This window comes from Spirosoma harenae, assembly GCF_054776975.1.
Window position 1 is genome coordinate 129937 of record NZ_BAAHBD010000008.1, and the last position, 26143, is coordinate 156079.

A 26143-nucleotide genomic window follows, 5' to 3' on the forward strand; every position below is an offset into this window, starting at 1 on the left:
ACTTTGTCTTTTGTGGTGAATAGGTTTGTGTTGAATACGTGTGTATCTGAATAGAGACTTTCATGAAACAATTTATACTTATTGGTGTATTGATGGGCTTGCTAACGGCAACAATCCCGATCAGAGCGCAGGTCGCTCTTCGGGATTCGGATGCCCGGAAAGGAAGTCGGCTTGAAATTGGCCGCACATCATCGCCACAAAAGTCATCTTCGACCCGGCTGCCAACGCAACGGTTCTCGATGGTCCCGAATCCAAACGCTTCTGGCCTGGATCGTTCCATAACAATCAATAAAAACAGCGCTATTAGCGAACATTATCGGTCGGTTTTATTACCAGGAGCCAATGCCAAATCAACTACTCGAACAGCATCGACTGAAACCTCTTCTGTAGCGAACAATGAGGTTCGCTCGGCTCCTGCTCAGGAAGGTAAGAACGAGAATAAACTGTTTGCCAACGATAAGCTCTGGATTTCGAATGCTTATCCGAACCCTGCTGATGATGTTGCTGAATTCGACTACCAATTCCTGGGTACTGGCTCTGAAGCAAAATTGGCGCTTCTGAATATATTAGGCACTCCAGTGGCTGGTTACGAACAGATTGAGCTTGAGAAAAGCGATCGCAAGGTTCGTATCGTTACTCGTCCGCTAGATACCGGGTATTATTTATACCAACTGACTGTCGATGGGAAGAAGGTAGCGACCAAGCGCTTACTCGTCCGTCATCAATAATCGTTGTTTTTATTTGTTAAAATACCCTAAACAGCGATTGGCATCCACTCTTTTTAGCACTATATAAGGCTGCGCCGTCGTTACACAGGTGTAGCCTTTATTTTTTTTGTATCTTTGCAACCGTATGCAACAACGTCATTTAGGAAAGGTTCTGCTGGGGATTTGCGTCGTGTTTTTACTAGGAGCGTGCAGCCCATTCGCTAAATTGCAGAAAAATGGCAACGACGACCAGAAGTATAAAGGCGCTCTTGAGTATTATGCGAAAAAAGACTGGTATCGAGCCGGTTTATTGTTCGAAGAGCTGATTCCTGTCTTAAAAGGCAGTAATGAATCAGAGATGGCTCAATTCTATTATGCATATACACAATTCCATCAGAGTCAGTATTTACTGAGTGCAACTCTTTTCAAGAAATTTTACGAAACGTTTGCGCGGTCTGATTACGCTCAGGAAGCTATGTATATGTATGCCTTCTCGCTATATAAAGACACGCCAGCCTTCAACCTCGATCAATCGAACACCTTAACGGCAACCTCTGCACTTCAGGATTTTATTAACGCCTATCCAGATAGTAAGTACAGAGAGGACGCAACTAAGGAGATTATAGAGCTGCGTGGCAAACTGGAAAAAAAGGCGTACGAAAAAGCACTGCTGTATTATAAGACCAGTGGTTTTAACATTGCTTCTTATAAATCGGCTGTGATTGCGATCAATAACTTTCAGAAAGAGTTTCCAGATTCTGAATACAACGAAGAACTTGCCTTTAAAAAGGTAGACGCAGAATTTAGTTTGGCACAAAACAGCCTGGAATCGAAGCAGAAGGAACGTTATCTGGAAGCAATCAGTTATCACCAGGCGTTTGTAGATCGGTATCCGAAAAGTAAATACCTGTCGCAATCCGAGAAAATGTATGAAACCAGTCAGAAAGAAGTTGAACGTCTGGATAAACTGGAACAGGAACGCGAAAAGGAAAAAGCAAAACTTAAGAATCAACCCGCCAAAGTAACGGCAGCAAATTAATAAGGTCAATAGTTAATAATCGCTGAACACTCGCGACTGTTGACTATCGCTTACTGACTATCGATTAAAATATGGCAACCAACCAATCCATTATTACCCGCAATAACGATAAGATTGCGGCTCACACAGGCAACCTGTACGAATCGGTTGCGATTATCTCGAAACGTGCTCGTCAGATTGCTTCTAAAAATAAAGAAGAGCTGAGCAACAAATTATCCGAGTTCGTTTCGGCAGTTGATAATCTGGAAGAAGTGTTCGAAAACCGCGAGCAAATCGAAATCTCGAAGTTTTATGAGCGGATGCCAAAACCAACTTCCATTGCAACCGATGAGTTTCTGGAAGGAAAAGTTTACTGGCGTTATAACGACGAACAGATTTAACAATAAGCCATCCAGGCTACGATTATTTATGACCGCACGGTAGTTTTGCCGTGCGGTTTTACTATTTAAATTAGTCAAGAGCCGACTTACCTGAATCCATGTCAGTTGCAGGCAAACGAATTCTTTTGGGCGTATCGGGTAGTATTTCAGCCTACAAGGCTGCCCTTCTCGTTCGACTTCTGGTGAAGGCTGGTGCCGAAGTGCAGGTAATCATGACGGAATCGGCACAAACCTTTATTACTCCACTTACGCTAGGCACACTGTCTAAACGACCTGTTTTCTCGTCGTTTGTGAACTCAGATAGCAGTTGGAATAACCATGTCGAATTAGGTTTATGGGCAGATGCTATCGTCGTTGCTCCAGCTTCGGCACATACTCTGGCCCGATGTGCAACAGGGTTGTGTGACAACCTGCTATCCGCAGTTTATTTATCGGCTCGCTGCCCCGTTTTTTTTGCCCCAGCTATGGATGTAGACATGTATCAGCATCCAACAACGGTTGAGAACTTACGTCGACTCCAATCCTTTGGCAATCACATTATCCAGGCAGAGCACGGCGAATTGGCCAGTGGTTTAGTCGGCGAAGGCCGGTTAGCTGAACCAGAAAAAATTATGCAGGTGCTTGATGAATTTTGGCATGGAACACGGAGCCCGGAACATGGTACATTACACGAAAAGCACGTTTTGATAACGGCAGGGCCGACACAGGAAGCGATTGACCCTGTACGTTATATTAGTAATCATTCGACGGGAAAAATGGGCTATGCCATTGCTAAAGCATTTTCACTTGCCGGAGCGAATGTTACACTAGTAAGCGGCCCAACTGTATTACCCCTCCCCGCCCCTGGAGTTCAACGGGTTCAGGTGCGTTCAGCACAGGAAATGTTTGAGGCAACACAAGCCAATTTTCATGAAGCCGATATTGTCGTGTTGAGCGCAGCTGTGGCCGATTATACACCTGCCCATCCTGCCGATCGGAAGATTAAGAAAAAGGAAGCTACGTTTTCAATTGAACTCACGAAAACAGTCGATATTGCGGCCACATTGGGCAGTCAGAAACGGCCAGGACAGCTACTAATGGGGTTTGCGCTCGAAACCGATAACGAGTTTGAAAATGCGATTAAGAAACTCCACGCAAAGAATTTAGACTGGATTGTGTTAAATTCACTACGCGATTCAGGGGCGGGTTTCGGGCACGATACGAACAAAATAACCGTTATTGACTTAGACGAAAAAACCCACGAATTTGCACTGAAATCGAAGGATGAAGTGGCACAGGATTTGGTTAATCTGGTTATACAGACATTAACATCCCGATGAATCTGAGATGATGAAATCACTCTATATTTTAGCCTTATTGAGTTGTTTATCTGGCTCCTTGTGGGGGCAGGAACTGAACTGTCAGGTGACAATCAACTCTGATCAGTTATTTGCTCAGCAGAAAACTGATTTCTCCTACGTCAATCAATTGAAGGGGATTATTACAGAGTTTATGAACAACCGACGCTGGAGCAACGATCAGTTTGCGGTGAACGAGCGAATTAACTGCTCCCTCAACATCAACCTGGTAAAATCGCTGACGCAGGGCGTTTTTGAAGCCACAGCCCAGATTACTGCTACTCGTCCCGTTTACGGCACCAACTATGAGACAACGATCTTTAACTATGTAGATCGCGCTTTTAACTTTGTTTATTTGCCAACTACCCCTGTCTATTTTCGGGAAAATCAGTATTCCGACGATTTAACCTCGTTGCTGGCGTTTTATGCCAATGTCATTCTGGCTGTCGATTACGATACGTTTAGTAAGGAAGGCGGAAGCCCATTCGTGCAACGGGCCTATACGATTACAAATCTAGCCCAGCAAGGGTCGCCGAACGGAGCCTGGCAGGCTGGCGGTGACCGACGGAATCGATACTGGCTGATTGAAAATCTCCAAAATCAGCAATTGATTCCGTTTCGGGATGGGCTGTATACCTATCATCGGTTAGGATTAGATGTTTTTTCAGCCAACCCGGTTCAGGTTCGGAAACAAACCCTCGATTTACTCACAACCATTCGGACAATTGGGTTGCAGCTTCCTAATTCGGTATTAATCAATTCATTTTTCGATGCGAAGTCGGAAGAGTTGTATAATATTCTGTACGAAGGGACATCGACAGAGCGGCAGAAAGCCTTTGACTTGCTATCGTATCTCGACCCGGCCAAAACAGAAAAGTACCGAAGATTGATCCAGTAAACTAATTTTGCCAATATACGCTTACACTATAGGCGCATCGGCTCACGGTTAATTATTCACAGGTTTTGTTATCACATTTATTAATAAAAAACTACGCGCTGATCGACGAACTCGAGCTCATGCCCGACCGTGAATTAAATATTATCACGGGTGAAACTGGGGCCGGGAAGTCGATTATGTTGGGAGCCATTGGGCTATTGCTGGGAAATAGGGCAGACACGCGAGTCCTCTACAATCCTGAACAAAAATGTGTTATAGAAGGAACGTTCGGCGTATCGGGCTACGCCATTGAGCGAATTTTTGAAGAAGAAGAATTAGACTATTCCACGACATGTATTGTTCGTCGGGAAATTGGCGCAAGCGGAAAATCACGCGCCTTTGTGAATGATACACCTGTCAATCTGGAGACGCTACGGCGCGTGACCAGCCAGATGATGGATATTCACTCCCAGCACGATTCGGTCCTGCTTGGCTCCAACGAGTATCAACTGGAAATTGTTGATATTTACGGACAAAATGACGCGCTCCTACGGGCATACCGAACTGATTATCAAGTCTATCGCACTAAAAAATTGGCTTATGATCAACTTCAGGCAGAAGCTTCAGCGATGCGGAAAGAGTTCGATTACAATAACTTCCTGTACGAAGAATTATCCAAAGCGCAGTTGCAGCCGAATGAACAGGACGAACTTGAGCAGGAGTTAACAATTCTCGAAAATGCTGAAGAAATCAAGGAGCGGCTTCAGTTGGCATATGAATATCTGGATAATACAGAACAGTCAGTTATTGACTTTTTAAAAGGAACTGTCAGTAATCTGGCTTATATCAGCAAATTATCGGACCAGTATGAACAATTGCAGAATCGGGCGCAAAGTAGCCTGATCGAACTGCGCGATCTAGCCGACGAAATTAGTACGGAACAGGATCGGGTCGAAGTCGATGATGCACGCGTCGAAGCCATTCGCGAACGGTTGAATTTGATTTATCAACTCCAGACCAAACATCAGGTTAAAGATATCAATGGGTTAATCGCCCTGCGAAACGAGCTTGGTCAGAAAGTCAGCAAAGTCTTAAATCTGGATGATGCATTAGCCGATGCCAAAGCACAGGCAACCGTCGCTTACACCCAACTTCAGACGAGTGCCGAAGCTTTGTCAGCTTCGCGGTTGGCGGTATTAAAACCTATAGAAACGGAGATTGGCAGTTTATTGCATGATCTGGGTATGCCCAACGCGTCGCTAAAAATTCAGGCCGAAACTACGAAAGCAACGCCAACAGGAATTGACACCATTTCATTCTTATTCAGTGCTAACAAAGGGGTTAAGCCCCAGCAACTAAAAAACGTAGCGTCGGGAGGTGAATTCTCTCGCCTGATGATGGCGATTAAATACATCCTGGCCAGCAAACGCTCCTTACCGACTATTATCTTTGACGAAATTGATACGGGGGTTTCGGGCGAGATTGCTATCAAAATGGGCAATATGATGCGCGATATGGCGCATAGCCACCAGATTATTGCTATTTCGCATTTGCACCAAATTGCCGGTCAGGGAACAGCACATTATTTTGTCTATAAAGATCACTCGTCGGATAAAACGGTTAGTCGGATTAAAAAACTGACCCACGAAGAACGTGTGGCTGAAATTGCTCAAATGATTGGCGGTAGAAACCCGTCGGCCAGCGCCCTCAAAAACGCTCGCGAAATTTTAAAACAGAAATGATCTATGATATTGAATGTATGAAGTAAGCGTAGGGTAAAGGCTATATCTCTATTCCCTTTTCACACATCCAATATCATGCATCATATACTACATATCCTCCATCTCACTCCTATGCATAAAGCTACACGTTCACTAATCGTAATCTTAACCATCTGCGGTCTTTCTTTTGCCTGTAACTCTGGTCAGGATGGCGTCAAAAACGCAGAAAATGAGGTTTTTGCCATTCACGATGAGATTATGCCCAAAGTGATGGGCGATCTGGTAAAATTGAAAAAACAGCTGAATCAACGAATTACTTCGCTCGACAGCCTAAAAGCCAGTGGTTCAGCCACAACAACGCTACGAACTGACGAAGAAAAAGCGCAAGCCACCCGGCTGGTTCACGACTTAAACCTCGCCGATAGTCTGATGAACGACTGGATGGCTAGCTATAACGGCGACACTCTTGCCAAATTATCGACAGATGAAGCCATGAACTACCTGGCAGCGCAAAAAGATCAAATTACCGATGTTAAAACCCGACTCAACAAAAGCCTTGAACAGTCTCGCCAGTTTTTGGAAAAAAAATAAGCATCTAGTACTACTGGCCCCAGGCATAGGTTTCCTGTGGAATTGCACTTCAACTAGTGACAAACTGCCGATTTTGGGCCAGCGGGAAGTTATCACAAAAGTAGTCAATGGGAAAACTGTAACGGATTCGGTCGATCATACGATTCCTAATTTCAGCTTTGTTAGCCAGTATGGTGATACCGTAACAGCCAAAACACTCGATAATAAAATTTACGTAGCTGATTTTTTCTTTACCAGTTGCCCCACGATCTGCCCAAAAATGAAGGTGCAGCTAAAACGAGTGTACGAGAAATTTAAAGACAATCCGAATGTCTCGCTGCTTTCACATACAATCGACCCCGCCCACGATTCAGTAGCTGTTTTGCAAGAGTTTGCGCAGAACCTTGGCATAACAGGACGTCAATGGTTGTTTGTGACGGGTGATCGCGACAAGATTTTTGATATTGCGGAAAAAAGCTACATGGTAACCGCTCAGGCCGATTCGACAGCTCCGGGAGGAAATATCCATAGCGGTGCCTTTATCTTAGTCGATAAGAATAAGCATATTCGAGGCATCTACGATGGAACGACGGAAGCAGGTGTCGACAAATTAATAACCGATATGGAACGGCTTCTCGTCGAGGAAAAACTATGATTCGATTGGTCAGTTTTTTATTACTAGTTGCAACTGTCGCTGGGTTCGTTTCCTGTCAGAGTGAAGCCGAAATAAAACGACAGAAATACATTACAGAGGGTATTCTCGTTTATAAAAACAATTGTGCGAACTGTCACCAGCCTAAAGGGGAAGGCCTGGAATCCCTGTATCCGCCCATCGCTAATTCGGATTATTTAGTGGATAAAAACAAGGTGATTTGCCTTATTCGAAATGGCCAGCAAGATTCTATCGTCGTGAATGGCAAACACTACAATCGCCCGATGCCAGCTCAACCCCAGCTTAGCGATCTTGAAATTGCTGAACTAGCTACGTACATCTATAATGAGTGGGGAAATGAAGCGAAAATAACGGATGTCAAAGAAGTTACACCCATCCTGAAGCAGTGTAAAAAAAGTCAGGAGTAACTGGACATCTTATTAAATCCCAGCGTCAACGTTGAAAACGCCCGTTACTTTACGGATGGCGTATTTGGTAAAATCCTGATTGGCATCAAGTCCAACCCCATACAATTTTTCGCCCGTTTGCTGACTAAGTACGGTTACGGGTTTATCGGTGTAAACTTTCTTGGTAACTGGATTCCAGGTCAATTCAGGTGTCAGTAACTTCTCCTGTTTCTGCTTGTTCAGAACTTCTACGTGGCCCATCACGACATATATATCCTTGGACTTATCATAGCGACCGGAATCGGATCGAACAGTCGTCATTTCCTCACCTGTTGGCCCGAAAAACGAAATGTAGACAGGCTTGGGATAACGGCGATTTTCATTAGTATATCGAAGTTGCTTAGCCGTTGTCAATTTCACCCTTAGTACAGCAGCCTCGCTATACAACAACTTAACATCGTTAATTTCTTCGATTGGACCACTATATGGCTCTACCTTTTTAGCCTGTTTCGAGTCGCCACAAGCCAGAAGGAAGAGAGAAGAGAAAATAAATAAGAATGCAGAATAGACATACTGGCTACAATGTCGAGAACTCCGGTTCTTATTCACTTCCTCTGTCATTCGTTACGTTTTAGTAAGTAATTTAGTCAATAACCGGCTTACGGAACCATAAGTCGTTCAGAGAGAAGCCTAAAGCGATTCGCACATAACGCTCTCGAATCTGTGTAGCTGATAAAACACCACGTTGTCCTGCTACCAACGCAATCGTCACCTGATTCACCCGGTATGCTCCAATTGGCAACGACAACCCCAGACTTCCATTGATATCATTAATTTTCGAGTTACCAATCTGATAGGGCATCTGATTGTACTGAAAACCCGCCCGAAACGTCATCAAATCCCGATATCGGCTCGACGCCGGATTGGGGGTGTATTCAATTCCCGCAGCCACATTCATAGTATTGGATAGATTACCTGACGTATTATCGGCCGTACGGAATTGACTCCACTGCTGGTACCCAACGTCTACCCCAAACAGTAATGAATTAGATTTCTCCAGCGTGATACCGAAGCGCATCTGATTGGGTAGAATGGCTTTGCTGGTTGAATTTAGCCGGAGCGTATCAGGTGCTGCAATAGCCTGTTTATCAGCTGTCGTTTGTTGATAAATGTCTGTTTGTTGCGCTTTTACACCTGTTTGTGGTTCGTATGTAGCACCTAAATTCATTGTCCATTTATCGCTGAGCTTAGGACGCCAGGCGGCCCCTAGCTTAAATACAACATCGCTATAAGTAACCCGATTCAGCCGATTGACAAGCACATCCTGTGTAGAGCCCGTATAAGCCCGCGAATCCGACGAATATGTGATGTTCCCGAACAAAAATGAGCCTTCTACACCTGCGTATATATTTTTACCTAATCGATAACCATTGGAAAATGTCGCTTTATTCAAGCCACCTTTTCCGGTGTAGTTATACTCTGCGGGATAAACGGTACCGGGTACTGTGGTTTGTTGTCTTATATTATAGTTTACGTAGGTATATGGCTTTAAGCTGATTGCCATGTTCCAGCGGGAGCTAGCGGGAAAAGCCAATGCCAGATACCCTAAATTAACAGCCGTATTATTTTGATTATGAACTACATTGCTGATGTTCTGACTTAGCCCTTTTGTTTCCCCAATTAAACCGACTTCAAATACAGTAAATCGGTTTCGACGGGCCAGCAGTGCAGGGTTTTGCAGATTCATGTAGAAAACACTGGCATTACTAACCCCTACGTCGCCCATCCCCATATTCGCTACGTGAGCCGGGCTATATTGTTCACCAATGCCAATCGCAGAATAGGGCGAGTTCCCTAGTCCCTGTGCCAATACCATTGGCGATGTCGCGGCAACAGCCAGCAAACTACTAATTGTGACCTGGCGTATGCGCTTGTAAATTCTCAACATTATAGCGTAATATTCGATTCAATCCGATCAGCACTAAGTCCGAAACTGCAAATATCGGCGGTTTCAGACGACTTTCAAAGAAAGGGCCATCGCCCCCACATAGCAATACGACAATATCTGGCCGCTCGTGGCGATAGAAATCAATAATTCCATTTAGCTCAAACGCCAGTCCGTTCATAACGCCACTCTGCATAGCCGCCCGCGTATTTTTCGCCGTTACAGCAGGCCAATCCGACGATACATTCACTAAAGGCAATCGGGCCGTTTGCTCATGCATCGCCCGAAACCGCATGTGCAATCCCGGCGAAATCAGTCCACCCTGAAATACGGCATCTCGATCAATCAAATCAGCCGTCAGGCAGGTTCCCAAATCAAGAATCAGGCAATCCTGATCTGGAAAAAGCGCCGTAGCGCCCACTGCAGCGGCAATACGATCTGCCCCAAGTGTATGTGGCGTATCGTATGCCTTTCGTATGGGAACGTTCGTATGGCTGTTCAGCACCAGAAAATCAGTTTGCAGCCCCACAAATCCAGCCTGAATTTCATCAGCAGGTCTACTTGTCGAAGAGACTAATACATGACCAACCGATCGGTTAACCAATGTCGCTAGCAATTCCTCGGGGGTCGAATACCGTCCTGTTTCAAGTAATATATCGTCGGCAAACCAGCCCGTTTTCAGACTGGAATTTCCCCAGTCAATCACCAGATTCAACGCTTTTACGGGGATTATATCAGGTATTTTTGCTTGCATTCGAGTACAGAAGTGCAACGAATATTCAGAAAACAAATTTGTAATTCCTGTCTGATTTAAGGATTTTTAACGACGACTTTTCTTAAGGGGTGGGAGTTTTCATAATTTCCGCTGACCATTCCTATAGTTTTTTAACCGATTTTTATCCTGAAAAAGGAAACATTTTTTTCGGAATAACGTTTTCTTGACAAAACCGTAACAAACTATTACCTTTGTTTCTATCAATCCAGGTCGGTAGATAGGTTTTCAACAAAGCGATAGCCTTTAGCGACGGCAGATAATCACCACGGCGAACCGCCATTTTCCAAACGTTTTTATAAACACCAAATCTGGCCCCACCAGACGGTTGTGTTTGGATCAGGCAAATCACCCCAATTAATAGTTTTGAGTTAGTTTCATCACGTAATTAGGTAAATCTGTTGAGGTTAATTTGGTAGTAATCAATTGCCCCACATCAGACCAATATGGGTCTCTTAACACGCCTACACAAACTGCGGTTTCTTAGTTTCAACAATCCCCAACATCCATCTTTACCGCGCAGGCGGTCCATTATAGGTTTCTCGATAACCTGACCTTTATGTTAAAGAAAGAAGAATTAGATAAGAAGACCCTCGCGGAGCTTCATCCTATTGCCGGACAATTTGGCATTCGTAATCTCGCCAAATTCACAAAAGAAAAACTGATTTACGAAATCATAAAACAACAGTCGGAACAGCCTGGCCCGGTCGAAACGGAAGCCCCCGCTTCTGAAGCGCCCCGGAAAGGTAAACGACCTAAGCCTGTTGCTACTCAAGCTGACGTAGTACCTGAACCAACTCCTCAGCCAGTTGTGGCAACAGTAGAAACACCCGTCGCTGAAGCAGCGCTAAGTACTCAGCCTCGTCAGCGTATACGGCGTGACCGTGTGGAAACTACGAAGCCGCCTGTTGTGGCCGAGAGTGCGCCAACGTTACCTTTCGGGGAAAATACACCAGTTGTATCAACACCAGCGGTGTCAGAAGTTCCGCCGGTTGAGAACCCCTCTGTTAGTACGCCCGTTGAAAGTACCATCGAGCCTGTCCAACCCATCAGCCAGCCTCGTGAACAACGCGAATCTGGTCAGCGGAATGGTCAGTTTAACAATCCCAACCGTAACCGGACCGATAATCGGCGGGAAGGCGAAGAGGGCGGATCATCAACAGACCGTAATTTCCGACAAAATAACCCCCGGAATGATAAGGATCGGCAGGATCGACCAAATCGACCCGATCAAAATCAGCAACGAAATGGCCGCCAAGAATGGTCGCGGGATACTAATCGGCAACGGTTCGATTCGAATCGGGATCGGGCCGAGAATGGCTCAGGCACAAGTAACCCACGTGATAACAATCAACGACGTGATCAACGTCCACGTACACAACGGGTTGTTTCCGATGAACTAACGCTGAATTACGGTACCACGCCTGATGAGGACTTTATAACACCAACAGTCGTATCGGACGAAAATGCGGCAAACATGCAATCGGCAGCCGAGCCAATTGTTGCAGTAACGGAAACTAATGCGGAGCCGGTTGGTACGCCTACAGAAACGCCACAAACCGACGGAGGAGCGACTCCTCAACCGCAACTTCCCCCACCTAATCGGGAGGCTCAAGAGTACCAGAATCGCATCCGACGGCAGTATAATCAGCACATCCGCGAGTTCGACGGCATCATCGACAATGAAGGTGTGTTGGAAATTATGCAGGACGGCGGCTATGGTTTCCTTCGTTCGGCCGATTACAATTACCTGGCCAGCCCCGATGATATTTACGTATCTCCTTCTCAGATCAAATTATTTGGTCTGAAAACCGGCGATACCGTACGCGGAGCCATTCGGCCACCGAAAGAGGGCGAAAAATATTTCGCCTTGTTACGGGTATCAACGGTAAATGGAAAAACCACGGAAGAAATTCGGGATCGTATTCCATTTGAATACCTGACTCCCCTATTCCCCGATGAGCATATTCGCCTAAGCAATCGCCCGGAAAACTATTCATCCCGCGTGTTGGACTTGTTTGCTCCGATCGGTAAAGGTCAGCGTGGTATGATTGTGGCTCAGCCGAAAACCGGTAAAACCGTTCTGCTGAAAGAAATTGCCAACGCCATTACGAAGAACCACCCCGAAATCTATTTGATCGTATTACTGATTGATGAACGTCCGGAGGAGGTAACTGACATGGCACGCAGTGTGAATGCCGAAGTGATCTCGTCTACGTTCGATGAGCAGGCTGACCGGCACGTAAAAGTATCGAGCATGGTGCTTGAAAAAGCCAAGCGAATGGTTGAGTGCGGCCACGATGTGGTGATTCTGTTGGATTCGATCACTCGTCTGGCGCGTGCCTATAATACGGTTGTTCCCTCGTCGGGTAAAATCCTTTCAGGTGGTGTGGATGCCAATGCCCTGCACCGGCCCAAGCGGTTCTTCGGAGCAGCCCGGAATGTCGAAAATGGCGGTTCACTGACCATCATTGCTACAGCTCTGATCGATACGGGTTCTAAAATGGACGAAGTGATCTTTGAAGAATTCAAAGGTACGGGTAACATGGAACTCCAACTCGACCGTAAACTAGCCAACAAACGGGTTTATCCGGCGGTTGATGTACTGGCTTCGGGTACCCGTCGGGAAGATCTGCTGCTGGACAAAGAAACGCTGCAACGTGTTTGGATTCTGCGCAAACACATGGCCGACATGAATCCAATGGAAACCATGGATTTCCTACTTGATCGCATGAAAGGTACCCGGAATAACGAAGAATTCCTGATTTCGATGAATCGCTAAGATTCTCGATTATCCGCTAAACTAAAAGCCGCACCAGTTGAAACTAGTGCGGCTTTTTTCATTAAAGCTGTTTTTTATACTTTCTTATTTCTGTTAATACGGGAACGATAAAAACAGAGAGGTATGTGGATAGAAGTTATAAAAAGAAAGTATTAAATGGTGTGGATAGAATTGAATACCCCAAAGTTCATACTCTAATTTCCCCCTGACAATCCCCCTCAAGGGGGATTTTTTTATCTGCTTATCTCCAGTTGTTTTGTACTAGTGAATGACTAAAGCCACATTACTGCTGATCCGCATGCGAAGGCTTTTCCTGGGTCTGACATTTTTTTTATTATCCTTCGGCAGCCGGGCACAGCCCTGCCTGTTTCTGGACAGTTTATCGAACGGTGCCTACCTATCTGAATGCCTAATGGCGTTCACCGACTCGGCTGGTACACGTACCATAAACCAGTTACAACTTTCTGATTTTCGGCCGGTAGGCACTTCGCATCCGAATTTTGGTACCGATGGGCTCACTCACTGGCTTACGTTTACTTGTCAGAATAAGGCGAGCCGAGCCGGGCAATTTGTTCTTGAAGTCGACATTGTCTACGCCGATGAAATGAGTTTTTATGTACTGGAGGGCTCAACAATTAGTAAACGAATTGAGCATGATAGTTGGCGTGTGCCACTCTGGAATCGGGAAATTCCATCTCGTTATTTCGCTTTCCCACTGAATATAGAAGCCCACCAAACTGTCCGTGTATTTATCCGTACCCAGGAGCGTAGTGGCACGTTAATTACCCCTATCCGAATTTGGGAGAAATCAGCCTACCATCATTATTACGCCACCGAGACTACGATCCTGATTCTGCCCGCAATTATTCTACTTCTGATTGCCCTGACGGGCTTTATTCTTTTTTTGACCTCGCACAAACGAATCTGGCTGTATTACTCCATACAGGCCTTCGGAACAGCGATCTATAACCTTAACATTGAAGGCGTTCTGGCGCATTATGCACCCGAGCCGTTTAATCATATCAAAGGCTATGCATTGGGCGTTTCGGTTAGTTTTATCGCCAACTTATTGTTTACCCAACAATACGTCTATAAACGGCTCCCTTATCCTGTCCAGTGGCTCAAGTGGGCCTGCTACGCAGTTATTGGAATGCAGATTGGCTGGTTTTTGTATGTCCTGCTCACTCCGTTTCAAGAACGAACAGCTGATATTGCGCTGATTACCACCGGCTCCACCGCTAGTTTCACGTTTGTTTATCTACTGATTTGCCTGGCCAAAGGAAGTCAGGAAGCCCGCTCCTATTTGTTGGCCATTGCTCCGTTCTTACTTATTGTTGTGGTTCGGGTATTGAATAGCGCCAACCTGATGCCGACCCAGGATTGGCATTATTACCTCCGGTACTATGCTCCTCTATTCGAGATCATTGTGCTAGGCATAGGCGTAATCAATCAGTTGGTCCGAGACCGTGAAGCCACTCTGATTCAATTAAGTCAGGTCAAAAAAGCACTCTTAAACGCACAGGATTCCGAACGTCAGCGCATTGCCGCCGATCTGCACGACGATCTGGGTGGGTTGATTGCTACCCTTACTCACCAACTGACACAAAGTCTTAGCGTAAATACGCTGTCTGAACTAAAGCAACAGGTGAGCCAGATTAAAGATCTATCGGCACAGGCAGGTGATAAAATCCGTACGATTGCCCACAACTTAATGCCGCCCGACTTTGAACGATTGGGGCTGGTTTATAGCATTCAACAGCTGGTTTATTCACTCAACGATGCTCATATCCAATGCGTTGTATACGGTGAACCCAGACGGCTCGCTCCGGATGTAGAACTTAATGCGTATCGAATTTTATCGGAACTGATTCACAATGTACAGAAACACGCTCAGGCTCAACACATTTCAGTTCAGCTACTGTTTCACGACGACAGCTTAAGCCTGGTAGTTGAAGATGATGGCGTGGGTGGATATGGTGAGTCAGCCGATGGCCTGCAAACTGGAATTGGTTTAAAGAATATATCTTCTCGTGTGAAGTACCTCCATGCCAGTTGGCAGACTGATGCTACCGGGCAGGGAACCACCACGCTAGTCGAAATTCCTTATGAGCCTATTGCTCAGAATTAATCACTGTTTATCACTGCCAGATAATTGCTTACCTATGTGGTATCGAAAAGTTTATACGACTTTCCTGCTGATCGTTTGGTTGGCAATAAATAGTCAGGCGCAGTTTTTACCTCCCTTCAAAATTGATCGACGGGGCGATTTGGCCTATATGGATAGTTTATCCAGAGTGGTCAAGAAAGTATATGCGCATTTATCGAGTGAACATAAAACTCGGTTAAATGACAGCCTTCGATTCGAGACGCTGTATTATCTGGGAAGGCTTTACGGACGCTGGGCTGGTCATAAAGATAGCATCCGGTATTTTGGCAATGAACTGGTCCGTCAGGCGCGCGAACGCCAGGATACTGAATTTGAGATCCGTGGAATCCTACTGGACGAGTACTACTACCATAATATTTTACAGAATTACCCAGGCGCCCTCCGGGTTAATTTACAAGCACTGGACGCATTACGGAAAGCCAAAGTTCGACCACCCATCGCGTGGCGAGTCGATATGAATCTGGGCGAAATCTACGGTATATCAGGCGACACGACGAATGCGCTCAGATTCTTGAAAAAAGCACTTTCCGGCCTGATGAAAACGAAGAACCTTCCGGGAACTGATTTCATCAATTTCCAGATGGAAATCGAGCAGAAAATTGCCTTCATTTATTTTGATCACAATTTCTCCGAAAGTGAAAAACATTTTTTGGCCGTAGAAGCGCTTTTCTCCAACAAAGATCATCAATCGAATCACGCGTACAGCTATGACGATTTGTCGGAACTGTACCTGAAATATCAGCAGTACAACAAAGCCATTTACTATGGCAAAAAAGCGGCCCTCATTTGGGAAGCCATGAATAATCCGTTTGGTATGGCTGGCACCTGGTCGACGCTGGCCTGCGCGTATGCCGAATTAGGGCAGAATGAACTGGCGCTGGCCTATACAAACCGGGTTTTCGCTCAACAACGTGCTATTTCCTACTCTCGACGACGTGCCCACTATGCTCGTTATGTGGTAGCTGAACGGCAAGGTGACTGGAAAAACGGGCTGATCAATTATAAACAATTTATAATCCTTCGCGACTCAGCCGAGAGCGACCTACGCGCGAAAGAATTAGCCACTATTCAGAAACGAGCCGAGCTCGATCAGCTTACAACCCAGAATCAGCAGGAACATCAATTACAGCACCAACGTTTGCTAATGATTCAGAAACAAGCAGAACTAGACCGACTTCGTGCTAACGTACAAAATGATGCGCTCAGAGAAAAAGCCTTGTTAGCCGAGCAAGATCGGCAACTCGATAACCAGAAAGCTCAACTGCTTCTTGCCAGTCAGCAAAGTCGGCAGAAGCAATTACAAAATCAGTTTCAGAAAGAACGTTTTCAGAAAGAAGCTCAGCTTCAGCAAAATCATTTAATCTACGTAGGTACCACCTCCCTGTTTCTGATTAGTGTTCTGATATTGCTATTATATACCCAGCAACTGCGAAAAAGACGGGCAGAAGCGGTTCTCCAACTGACCAAAACCCAGGCCGAAGCCAACGCCCAAATCATGAATGCGCAGGACTCTGAACGTCAGCGCATTGCCGCCGATCTGCACGACGACTTAGGCGGTGTCATCGCGACCATAAACCATCTGCTCTCCCAAACCCTTCAAAGTCATTCGATCAGGGAATTTCAACAGCGGATTCTACAAATAAAGCAGGTATCGGCCCAGGCAGGTGACAAGGTTCGGCAAATTGCGCATAACCTGATGCCGCCCGACTTTGAGCGGTTGGGATTGGTTGAAAGTGTCCAACAGTTTATTCGCTCACTCAACGACCCTCGTTTCCAGTTTGTGGTGTTTGGCCATCCACGGCGGCTAACGCCTGAAATCGAACTGAACGCTTATCGAATAATCTCGGAGTTAATTCACAATATACAGAAACACGCTCAGGCTCAGCACGTTTCGGTACAATTATTATTTCACTCGGATAGTTTAAGCCTGGTGATTGAAGATGATGGCATTGGTAATCAATCCACAAAAAATACGGCGAAACTCCTCGGAATTGGATTGAAAAATATATCTTCAAGGGTCAATTTTCTCAACGCTCGCTGGCAAACCGATGCCACAGAGCAGGGAACCAGTACGCTTGTAGAAATTCCGTATGGATTCGTCCCACAGTTGCATTCTCATCGCCGACGACCACAGACTATTTAATGATGCCGTGGCCGGAATGTTACGACCTATCTTTGGACCGATCCGGCAAGTTTTCGACGGGGCCGACCTGACGTATGCAATCCAGGCTCATTCTCCCGATTTACTCCTATTAGATATCAACTTACCGAATCTGAATGGGTTGGATGCAGCCCGTGTGCTTCGTCAGCAAGTACCAACCCTTAAAATCTTGCTGGTAACAATGTACAACCACGCCCATTTCGTGGCTGAAGCGAAAGCCCTGGACCTGGAAGGCTACCTTTTGAAAGATTCTCCTTCTGATGTACTTATCAACGGCATTCATTCCGTGCTTAATGGGGCACGTTTTTTTGACCCCAAACTACAGTCGCCCCCCAATCCGGCGGATGATTTTGTTAAGGGGTTTCTTCTTTCCCGACGCGAAAAAGAAATTATCAAAGGACTAGTTTCTGGCAAAACGGCGGAGCAACTGGCTGACGAACTACACATTACGTATGAAACTGTAAAAAGCCATCGCAAAAATATTTACCTTAAATTAGGCATTAACAGCCTTGTCGAACTCATTCATATTAGCCGTACTCAAGGTTGGACAAATTAAATACGGATCGGAATGGGCCAGCCTCTTTCAGTAACCTGATTTCGATGAATCAGCTAGTAAACTACAACACTTCCATCTAACCGCACTCACTTTTCCGTACCTTCGCGCTCCCGAGCTGTACCAAAGTTCATCGACAATTCAATTCGTATGCAGCAGAAAATCCGGCGCGAAGACGCCCTCGATTACCATGCCAAGGGGCGCCCTGGCAAACTTGAAGTCATTCCCAGCAAAGAATACAATACCCAGCGCGACCTTTCTCTGGCCTACTCACCGGGTGTAGCCGAGCCGTGTTTAGCCATCGAAGCGAACCCTGATGACGCCTTTAAATACACAACCAAAGGCAATCTGGTAGCCGTTATCAGCAACGGAACCGCTGTTTTAGGATTGGGCGATATTGGTGCCATAGCCAGTAAACCCGTGATGGAAGGAAAAGGGCTTCTATTTAAGATTTATGCCGATATCGACGTATTTGATATAGAATTGAATACGAAGGATATTAATGAGTTTGTCCGAACGGTCAAAATTTTGGAACCGACGTTTGGCGGAGTTAATCTGGAAGACATCAAAGCGCCAGAATGTTTTGAGATCGAGGAGCGGCTTAAACGCGAGATGAACATTCCGGTCATGCACGATGATCAGCATGGTACGGCCATCGTCAGTGGAGCGGCTCTGCTCAATGCGCTTGAACTCGTTCATAAGTCGATTGAAACCGCTCAATTTGTCATCCTGGGAGCTGGAGCAGCCGCTATTTCGTGCGCTCGCCAATATGTAGCCCTTGGGGCCAAACACGAAAATATGGTAATGTTCGACGTTAATGGTCCATTGCGCACTGATCGGACCGATCTGAGCGAGATCATGCGTCCATTTGCGACTACTCGTGATATCAACTCATTAGCCGATGCATTCACCGGAGCGGATGTATTTATAGGTCTTTCAAAGGGCAATATTGTAAGTCAGGACTTAATTCGCCTGATGGCAACGGATGCGATTGTCTTTGCCATGGCCAATCCGAACCCCGAAATCAGCTATGATGACGCTATGGCAGCCCGGCCCGATATCATTATGGCGACAGGTCGATCCGACTTTCCCAACCAGGTCAATAACGTACTCGGGTTTCCTTACATATTCCGGGGAGCACTGGATGTGCGGGCCACCGAAATCAACGAAGCCATGAAATTAGCGGCTACGTATGCGCTGGCCGAACTGGCTAAAAAACCTGTACCGGACCTTGTCAATCTGGCTTATGGTGAATCGAATATGATTTTCGGGCGCGGCTACATTCTCCCCAAACCTGTTGACCCGCGTTTGCTATCCAGCGTCGCACCAGCAGTAGCTAAAGCTGCTATGGATTCGGGTGTGGCTAGACAACCCATTACGGACTGGGATGCGTATGAGCAGCAATTAGCTCGACGTTTAGGCCAAGACAATCAGATTTCGCGGGTGATTCTGAGTAAGGCGAAAGCAAATCCCAAGCGAGTAGTTTTTGCCGATGCCGAAAATCTAAAAGTATTAAAAGCTGCACAACAAGTTCGCGATGAGGGCATTGCCTTTCCTATTCTGTTGGGCGAACAGGCGAAAATTGAAAAGCTTATTCTGGATAATAGTCTGGACCTGGGCTCAATTCCAATACTCGACCCCAGAGCGCCAGAGCAGGAGCACCTGATTCAACAGTTCGGCGATCTGTATTTTGAAAAACGGAAGCGAAAAGGCGTCAACGCAACCGAAGCCCGTAAATCGATGTATGTCCGAAATTACTTCGGTGCCATGATGGTCGAGACAGGTGAAGCAGATGCGCTAATTTCCGGTTTAACACGCTCATATCCAGACACTATCCGCCCTGCCTTACAGATCATCGGCAAAGAGTCGGGGGTTCAAAAAGTAGCCGGAATGTATATTCTGCTAACGAAACGAGGGCCACTGTTTTTCTCGGATACAACGGTCAATTTCAACCCTACAGCGGAAGAAATTGTCGAAATAACGGAACTGACCGCCCGGACCGTCGAACGATTCAATATTAAACCACGAATCGCGCTGGTTACCTATTCTAATTTTGGAAGTGCCAAAGGCGACGATGCAGAGAAAATGAATCGCGCCGTTGAGATTCTCCAAAAAAAGCACCCGGATTTGATTGTCGATGGGGAAATTCAGGCTCACTTAGCGTTCAATACCGAATTGCTTCAGCAAAATCACCCGTTTAGCAAACTGGTTGGCGAAGGAGCTAATACGCTGATTTTTCCTAACTTATCAGCAGCAAACATAGCGTATAACTTAATGAGCGAAGCCGCTGGTTTCGACGCCATCGGCCCGATTCTTCTCGGTATCCGCAAACCCGTATACGTCTTACAATTAGGCTCCTCCGAACGCGAAATCGTAAACATGGTCGCCATCGCTGTAGTGGAAGCGCAGGGGAAATAATTTTTAGTGGTGAGTGATAAACGATAAGTATTGAATGTCAATAACTCATTACTTATCGTTCATCACTCATCGTTCATCACTGTACAATGAGAATCTTAACCGGTATTCAGTCTAGCGGGCGTCCGCATTTAGGCAACATTTTGGGAGCGATCAAGCCCGCCATTGAGTTATCAAAACATGCTGATAACGAGTCTTTTCTATTTATTGCCGATCTCCATTCACTCACTACAATTAAAGACGGGCCACTACGCCGGGAGTTTACACGAGCCGTAGCGGCTACGTGGCTGGCGTTTGGTCTGGATACTCAAAAAAATACCTTCTGGCGGCAATCCCGGGTGGCTGAGCATACCGAACTTGCGTGGCATTTAAGTTGCTTTACTCCGTTCCCTATGTTGACCAACGCGACTTCGTTTAAAGAGAAATCAGATCGGACCTCGGTTGTCAATGCGGGTTTATTTGTTTACCCAGTTTTACAAGCGGCTGATATTTTACTCTACGATGCCGAAATCATTCCTGTCGGGAAAGATCAGCGACAGCATATTGAAATGACTCGCGATATTGCCAGTTCATTTAATCATCAATATGGCGAAGATGTTTTTGTCTTACCCGAAGCTCGTATTGATGATCGGTTAATGACTATTCCGGGCATTGATGGCGCTAAAATGAGCAAATCGTATAATAATTATATCGATATTTTTCTGCCGGAAAATGAACTTTGGAAAGTGATCAAGAAAATAAAATCGGACTCAACTCCGCTCGAAGATCCTAAAAACCCGGACACAGATATTACATTCCAGCTCTATTCCCTGCTGGCATCCGATGCCCAAATTGCCGAGATACGTAGTTTGTACGAGGGCGGCAATTATGGGTATGGCATGGCAAAAAAAGCATTCTACGAGCTTATTTTATCGCAGTTTGCTACTGAGCGAGAGCGCTTTAACTATTATATTACTAACAACGACGCTCTGGAAACAGAGTTACAGGCTGGCGAAGAAAAAGCCCGCGTAATAGCCGGAAAAACCATTGCACGTGTACGCGAAAAATTGGGATTTAGTTAATAGAATTTAAAAAACTACCGTTAACTCATTTGATTTGGAAGATAAATGAACGTCTAGTTACTTGGTGTTACTAATAAATATGTTAGTAACTTAAATTTTCCACTCCATGTACGTTCTATCTGCCCCTCATAGCCTGAATGCTGTGAAACTAAATCAACGTGAGCGCCACTTTCTTCAACTGGCCTGCTCTGAACTAACCTACGTCCAGATCGCTGACAAAATGTGCGTCAGCCCCCGAACGGTAGATGGCTACCGGGAAGCCCTCTTTGATCGTTTACAGGTAAAAAGCCGGGTTGGCATGGCCCTGTGGGCAGTACGAGAAGGATTAGTAAAACTGTAAGCCCCCCGACCCCCTCTTTTATGTTAAAAAGAGGGGGTCTTTTCATTTTGGCCCAGTCAATAAAACAACCGGGTATCTTCCTGGAACTCGAATAATTGAGTTTCACTCCATCCTACTTTCTTAGGACAATCCTGTATCTTAGCCGACCTTTTCCCTACGGCTATGCATTCAATTCTGCTTCGCGAGATTGCCAAGATGATTGACCACTCGCTGCTTCATCCCACCCTAACTGATGCGGAATTACGCGAAGGTTGCAAACTGGCGATGCAATACGATGTAGCTTCGGTCTGCATTAAGCCCTACGCTGTTCGCATGGCCGCCGACCTATTAGCTGAATCTGGTGTCCTGGTCGGTACAGTCATCGGGTTTCCTCATGGCCATAGTACGACAAGCATTAAAGTTGCTGAAACGGAGCAGGCCTGTCAGGACGGCGCTGTTGAGATTGATATGGTGGTTAATATTGGTAAAGTATTGGGTAATGACTGGACATACGTTACCAATGAAATCAGTGTTATCCATAAAACCTGTCAGGTGCATGGAGCGATTCTAAAGGTTATTTTCGAAAATGATTTCCTGCCTGACGATGCGCCTAAAATCCGGCTGTGTGAAATCTGTACCGAGGTCGGAGCCGAATTTGTCAAAACCTCGACGGGTTATGGTTTTGTCAGAGGTGCTGACGGTAACTATAATTACAAAGGTGCTACTGAACATGACCTCCTCCTTATGCTCAACCACGTTGGTTCAGACGTTCGGGTAAAAGCCGCTGGCGGAGTCCGTACTCTGAATGAGTTATTGAAAGTAAAAGAAATGGGCGTATCCCGATTGGGCACTTCTGCTACAGTTACGATCATGGAAGAAGCTTACCGACGATTTGGTGCGGTTGTTTCCGATGCGCCAATTCCACAAGTCCCCGACTTCAAAGGATATTAATAAACGCTTTAGAGTTGCCATACCATCCTACCTCGTCATTCTAAATCCATAAATTCTTTATATGCTCAATCTTGGCTTTGTTTCGGCTATTTTAGCTGATTATGATCTGAATAGCGTTCTTAAATTCGCATCCGATCACCAATTTAAATGCGTCGAATTGATGTGCTGGCCATCCAGCAGTGCCGATACCCGACGTTACGCAGGGGTTACTCACGTAAATGTCGACCATCTTGATGTTGATCAAATCCATACGCTAACGCGACTCTATAACATTTCGATTTCTGGTCTGGGATATTATCCAAACCCACTCGATCCAAATCCTGAACAGGCCGAATTTTATCGGGAACATATCAAGAAAATCATCCGAGCTGCCGCAAAACTGGGCGTACCCGTCGTCAACACGTTCATTGGCCGCAATCCGTCATTAAGTATTACAGAAAATCTGAAGTTATACGCTGAACATTGGCCAGCTATTGTTAAAGTAGCCGAGGAATGTAATGTAAAAATTGGGATTGAAAACTGCCCGATGTGGTTCACTGACGACGAGTGGCCCGGTGGTAAAAATCTGGCTACCACGCCCGCTATCTGGGATCGAATGTTCGAAATTATTCCGTCGCGGGCACTGGGTTTAAATTATGACCCCAGCCATCTGATCTGGCAAATGATGGACGAAATCAAACCTATTTACGACTACCGCGACCGACTGCATCATATTCACCTTAAGGACGTTAAGCTCTATCCAGAAAAATTGAATCGGGTGGGTATTATGGCGAATCCCCTCGAATACCATTCGCCTAAATTGCCCGGTTTGGGTGATGTGCGCTGGCGTGATTTCTTTGCCGCTTTAACAGATGTTCGCTACCGGGGACCAATTTGCATTGAGGTTGAAGATAAAGCCTTTGAGGGTAGCCCGGAAGATGTACAAACGGCCATCCTAACAGCCCGAAATTACCTGAGCCAGTTTCTGGTACTGTAATGTTCCATTTGAGTTCATTTCGTATCTTTAACAAAAAACTACTACAATGATTGCCACTACGTCAATCGCCACCCAAATCATCGAACGACTCAAGCACGACCCTGTAGTGTTTATTCCGGCCACGCTGGATGAATACTGGGCCGTACTGGATGAATTAAGCGAAGAACCGTTTCCTCTTGACTATGACATTGAATACGTTAATGATCAAATCAGAGCGCAAATCGGAATGGCGAGTGATAAACATGAAACTATAGTTTTAAACATCGGATCTGCCTTAAGAACTATTTTCTATGATACGCCAGACCTGCGTGTCATGGGTAGTAACAAGTTAGTGTACGTACCGATCTGCGAATTAGCCGTAAAACCCGATGTATTGGTAATGAAGGGGGAAAGTCAGTTATTTCCCCGAAAAGGTCAAGAGTCTGGCATCATCAACCCGTATCTACTCGTTGAAGTCCATTCTGAATCTACTTATCGGGAAGATATGCATGTCAAATTACGCTGTTACAAACAGCTTCAGTCTGTGCAGCATATCATTTATGTTGAGCAGGAAGTGCCATTTATTTCTGTATACACCAAGCAACAGGACAATCGGCACTGGCTCAATGAGGACTATACATCGCTTGATATGGCTGTTCAGATCGATACATTTACCATCCCTATGCAGGATATTTACCACAAAGTGGTAGTCAACCGTGTTACAAACGATTAATCAACTCGATACCGATTTATTCCTTTGGTTAAACGGTCATTACGCTTCCTGGCTCGACCCTTTTATGATTTGGGTTACGGAACGTAATACCTGGTTTCCCCTGTATGCGCTGCTTATCGGCTGGATTATTTACCGATATCGAAAACGAACGCTTGGCATTTTGTTGACCATCACCGCAGCCGTTGCGATTGGTGATCAGGTAACGTCGTCGGTACTGAAGCCTCTCACCCACCGACTACGCCCCTGTCATGAGGTCGCTTTACAAAAGCTCATTCATCCGGTTATGGACTGCGGTGGTCAGTACGGTTTTGCCTCCTCACACGCAGCCACGACGTTTGCCCTCGCCACTACGCTCTGGCTATTATTTGGCAAGAAATATCCCTGGATGGTTGGCTGGTTTTTGTGGGCGGCAATCATATCGTACAGTCGGATTTATGTAGCGGCTCATTATCCACTCGATGTCCTTGCTGGAATAGGCATTGGCATATTGGCCGCCTGGCTTAGCGTACTTATTTACCACTGGTGGCAACGTCGTTATAGGAATAGCGCAGCGCCATTAATCAACTAAATTAAAAATAAGGTTGCATAATTTAACAATACAGTTTAGCTTGCGGAAGTTACATACTGTACGTAATTTTTATGCTAAACCGGTTCCATGCCGCTGTCCGTGATTATTTCGGATTTTCCCACAAGGAGTCTAGGGGCTTTATCCTTCTCCTATTTCTAACACTTCTTTGCTTAGCCCTTCCCTTTACCTATCGGCTTATAGCCGACAAAAAATCAACGAATACATCAGCAGCCGATCAGCGTAAACTTGACAGTCTAGTCGCATTAATGAAGGCTGAAGAAGCGAAACAGCCTCAGTTTGGTAATCGTCCAGAAAAAGATAGAACCACTGCCGAACAGTTTAGCGAACCCAGGCTATTCGCTTTCGATCCGAATACAGTTAGCCTGGCAGGTTGGCAACAATTAGGTGCACCACGCTGGTTAGCTGAGCGCATCGACAAATACCGTAGCAAAGGTGGTCGATTCCGGAAGAAAGAAGATTTACTGCGTATTTATGACTTTCCACCTGATCTGTACGATCAACTTGAGCCGTATATGACGCTAAAGGTATCTCCTCATACTGACCAATTTACCGATACCAAAAACAGTGCTTTAGAAGCCAACTCTTCCTCAAAACCAGCGTTTACAGAACGAACGAATTTCACCGAAAGACCATCCAAACCGGTACTCCAACCATTCGACTTGAACACAGCCGATACCTCGCAGTTGATCGCCCTGAAAGGGATTGGCAGTACGTTAGCCGGACGGATTATTAAATTTCGTGACGCGCTGGGTGGGTTCGTGTCAACCGATCAGTTCCGTGATATTTATGGTTTAGACTCATTGGCTCTGAGCGAATTACAAAAATTCGGCCTTATCCAGTCAGCAGTTCGCAAAATGCCGATCAATACAGCCTCCGTAGACGAATTAGATCGACATCCATTTTTATCTCGACGCCAAGCTCAGATGATTGTCAATTACCGCGAGCAGCATGGTGCTTATACCTCTCCAGAATCATTGAAACCGATCAAAATGCTGGATGCAAAAACTATCGAGAAAATTGCTCCCTATCTGGAGTTTTGACTGAAGTGAC

The 26143-nt window shown here is 45.7% G+C and carries 24 protein-coding genes; 21 read left to right on the top strand and 3 right to left on the bottom strand.

Translation table 11 applies throughout. The annotated features are described in order from the left end of the window. Nucleotides 1-62: 62 nt before the first annotated feature. From ACYVE4_RS08815 to ACYVE4_RS08855, 9 genes are all read left to right on the top strand, one after another. Complete coding sequence (locus tag ACYVE4_RS08815) at nucleotides 63-728, top strand: T9SS type A sorting domain-containing protein (RefSeq protein WP_461039131.1); 666 nt, start codon at nucleotides 63-65, stop codon at nucleotides 726-728. A gap of 124 nt (nucleotides 729-852) precedes the next feature. After that, complete coding sequence (locus ACYVE4_RS08820; RefSeq protein ID WP_461039132.1) at nucleotides 853-1746, top strand: outer membrane protein assembly factor BamD; 894 nt, start codon at nucleotides 853-855, stop codon at nucleotides 1744-1746. A 71-nt stretch (nucleotides 1747-1817) separates the two neighbouring features. Continuing rightward, complete coding sequence (locus ACYVE4_RS08825; RefSeq protein ID WP_461039134.1) at nucleotides 1818-2126, top strand: DNA-directed RNA polymerase subunit omega; 309 nt, start codon at nucleotides 1818-1820, stop codon at nucleotides 2124-2126. A gap of 98 nt (nucleotides 2127-2224) precedes the next feature. Continuing rightward, nucleotides 2225-3445 (top strand): bifunctional phosphopantothenoylcysteine decarboxylase/phosphopantothenate--cysteine ligase CoaBC, encoded by a 1221-nt coding sequence (gene coaBC, locus ACYVE4_RS08830; RefSeq protein ID WP_461039136.1) that lies wholly within the window; start codon nucleotides 2225-2227, stop codon nucleotides 3443-3445. Between the two features lie 10 nt (nucleotides 3446-3455). Next, nucleotides 3456-4361, top strand: a complete 906-nt coding sequence (gene porD, locus ACYVE4_RS08835) for a type IX secretion system protein PorD (RefSeq protein ID WP_461040371.1) — start codon at nucleotides 3456-3458, stop codon at nucleotides 4359-4361. A gap of 65 nt (nucleotides 4362-4426) precedes the next feature. Further along, on the top strand, nucleotides 4427-6082 hold the full coding sequence (gene recN, locus ACYVE4_RS08840; protein WP_461039138.1) for a DNA repair protein RecN: 1656 nt from the start codon (nucleotides 4427-4429) through the stop codon (nucleotides 6080-6082). 111 nt (nucleotides 6083-6193) lie between these two features. After that, nucleotides 6194-6652: a viral A-type inclusion protein gene (locus ACYVE4_RS08845; RefSeq protein ID WP_461039140.1), complete on the top strand. Its 459-nt coding sequence runs from the start codon at nucleotides 6194-6196 to the stop codon at nucleotides 6650-6652. Then, complete coding sequence (locus ACYVE4_RS08850) at nucleotides 6618-7286, top strand: SCO family protein (protein WP_461039141.1); 669 nt, start codon at nucleotides 6618-6620, stop codon at nucleotides 7284-7286. Before ACYVE4_RS08845 ends, ACYVE4_RS08850 begins: the two co-directional genes overlap by 35 nt. After that, nucleotides 7283-7711: a c-type cytochrome gene (locus ACYVE4_RS08855; protein ID WP_461039143.1), complete on the top strand. Its 429-nt coding sequence runs from the start codon at nucleotides 7283-7285 to the stop codon at nucleotides 7709-7711. Before ACYVE4_RS08850 ends, ACYVE4_RS08855 begins: the two co-directional genes overlap by 4 nt. 12 nt (nucleotides 7712-7723) lie before the next feature. On the opposite strand, the gene lptC is transcribed toward ACYVE4_RS08855, so the two are convergent. The 3 genes from lptC to ACYVE4_RS08870 are packed head-to-tail and all read right to left on the bottom strand — an operon-like array spanning nucleotide 7724 to nucleotide 10389. Beyond that, entirely contained in the window at nucleotides 7724-8311 is a 588-nt protein-coding gene (lptC, locus tag ACYVE4_RS08860; RefSeq protein ID WP_461039145.1) for an LPS export ABC transporter periplasmic protein LptC, read from the bottom strand. A 22-nt stretch (nucleotides 8312-8333) separates the two neighbouring features. After that, nucleotides 8334-9638: an OmpP1/FadL family transporter gene (locus ACYVE4_RS08865; protein ID WP_461039147.1), complete on the bottom strand. Its 1305-nt coding sequence runs from the start codon at nucleotides 9636-9638 to the stop codon at nucleotides 8334-8336. Continuing rightward, complete coding sequence (locus tag ACYVE4_RS08870; protein WP_461039149.1) at nucleotides 9598-10389, bottom strand: type III pantothenate kinase; 792 nt, start codon at nucleotides 10387-10389, stop codon at nucleotides 9598-9600. The genes ACYVE4_RS08865 and ACYVE4_RS08870 overlap by 41 nt, the downstream gene beginning before the upstream one ends. A 577-nt stretch (nucleotides 10390-10966) precedes the next feature. Between ACYVE4_RS08870 and rho the strand changes: the two genes are divergently transcribed. From rho to ACYVE4_RS08930, 12 genes are all read left to right on the top strand, one after another. Next, on the top strand, nucleotides 10967-13189 hold the full coding sequence (gene rho, locus ACYVE4_RS08875) for a transcription termination factor Rho (RefSeq protein WP_461039151.1): 2223 nt from the start codon (nucleotides 10967-10969) through the stop codon (nucleotides 13187-13189). A 298-nt stretch (nucleotides 13190-13487) separates the two neighbouring features. Beyond that, nucleotides 13488-15317, top strand: a complete 1830-nt coding sequence (locus tag ACYVE4_RS08880) for a sensor histidine kinase (RefSeq protein WP_461039153.1) — start codon at nucleotides 13488-13490, stop codon at nucleotides 15315-15317. A 34-nt stretch (nucleotides 15318-15351) separates the two neighbouring features. Then, nucleotides 15352-17499 (top strand): tetratricopeptide repeat-containing sensor histidine kinase, encoded by a 2148-nt coding sequence (locus ACYVE4_RS08885; protein ID WP_461039154.1) that lies wholly within the window; start codon nucleotides 15352-15354, stop codon nucleotides 17497-17499. 16 nt (nucleotides 17500-17515) lie between these two features. Beyond that, nucleotides 17516-18073 carry a LuxR C-terminal-related transcriptional regulator gene (locus ACYVE4_RS08890; protein WP_461039156.1) on the top strand — a complete coding sequence of 186 codons (558 nt, stop codon included), beginning with the start codon at nucleotides 17516-17518 and terminating at the stop codon, nucleotides 18071-18073. 147 nt (nucleotides 18074-18220) lie between these two features. Further along, nucleotides 18221-20488: an NADP-dependent malic enzyme gene (locus ACYVE4_RS08895; RefSeq protein ID WP_461039158.1), complete on the top strand. Its 2268-nt coding sequence runs from the start codon at nucleotides 18221-18223 to the stop codon at nucleotides 20486-20488. A gap of 86 nt (nucleotides 20489-20574) precedes the next feature. Continuing rightward, nucleotides 20575-21546: a tryptophan--tRNA ligase gene (trpS, locus tag ACYVE4_RS08900; RefSeq protein ID WP_461039160.1), complete on the top strand. Its 972-nt coding sequence runs from the start codon at nucleotides 20575-20577 to the stop codon at nucleotides 21544-21546. 106 nt (nucleotides 21547-21652) lie between these two features. Further along, entirely contained in the window at nucleotides 21653-21886 is a 234-nt protein-coding gene (locus ACYVE4_RS08905; protein ID WP_461039162.1) for a response regulator transcription factor, read from the top strand. A gap of 162 nt (nucleotides 21887-22048) precedes the next feature. Beyond that, nucleotides 22049-22816 carry a deoxyribose-phosphate aldolase gene (gene deoC / locus ACYVE4_RS08910; RefSeq protein WP_461039163.1) on the top strand — a complete coding sequence of 256 codons (768 nt, stop codon included), beginning with the start codon at nucleotides 22049-22051 and terminating at the stop codon, nucleotides 22814-22816. A 61-nt stretch (nucleotides 22817-22877) separates the two neighbouring features. Further along, nucleotides 22878-23792, top strand: coding sequence for a sugar phosphate isomerase/epimerase family protein (locus ACYVE4_RS08915; protein ID WP_461039164.1), 915 nt, complete (start codon nucleotides 22878-22880; stop codon nucleotides 23790-23792). 46 nt (nucleotides 23793-23838) lie between these two features. Continuing rightward, nucleotides 23839-24504 carry a Uma2 family endonuclease gene (locus ACYVE4_RS08920; protein ID WP_461039165.1) on the top strand — a complete coding sequence of 222 codons (666 nt, stop codon included), beginning with the start codon at nucleotides 23839-23841 and terminating at the stop codon, nucleotides 24502-24504. Next, nucleotides 24488-25072 (top strand): phosphatase PAP2 family protein, encoded by a 585-nt coding sequence (locus ACYVE4_RS08925; RefSeq protein WP_461039167.1) that lies wholly within the window; start codon nucleotides 24488-24490, stop codon nucleotides 25070-25072. Before ACYVE4_RS08920 ends, ACYVE4_RS08925 begins: the two co-directional genes overlap by 17 nt. 71 nt (nucleotides 25073-25143) lie before the next feature. Beyond that, complete coding sequence (locus ACYVE4_RS08930; protein WP_461039169.1) at nucleotides 25144-26133, top strand: ComEA family DNA-binding protein; 990 nt, start codon at nucleotides 25144-25146, stop codon at nucleotides 26131-26133. Nucleotides 26134-26143 lie beyond the last annotated feature (10 nt).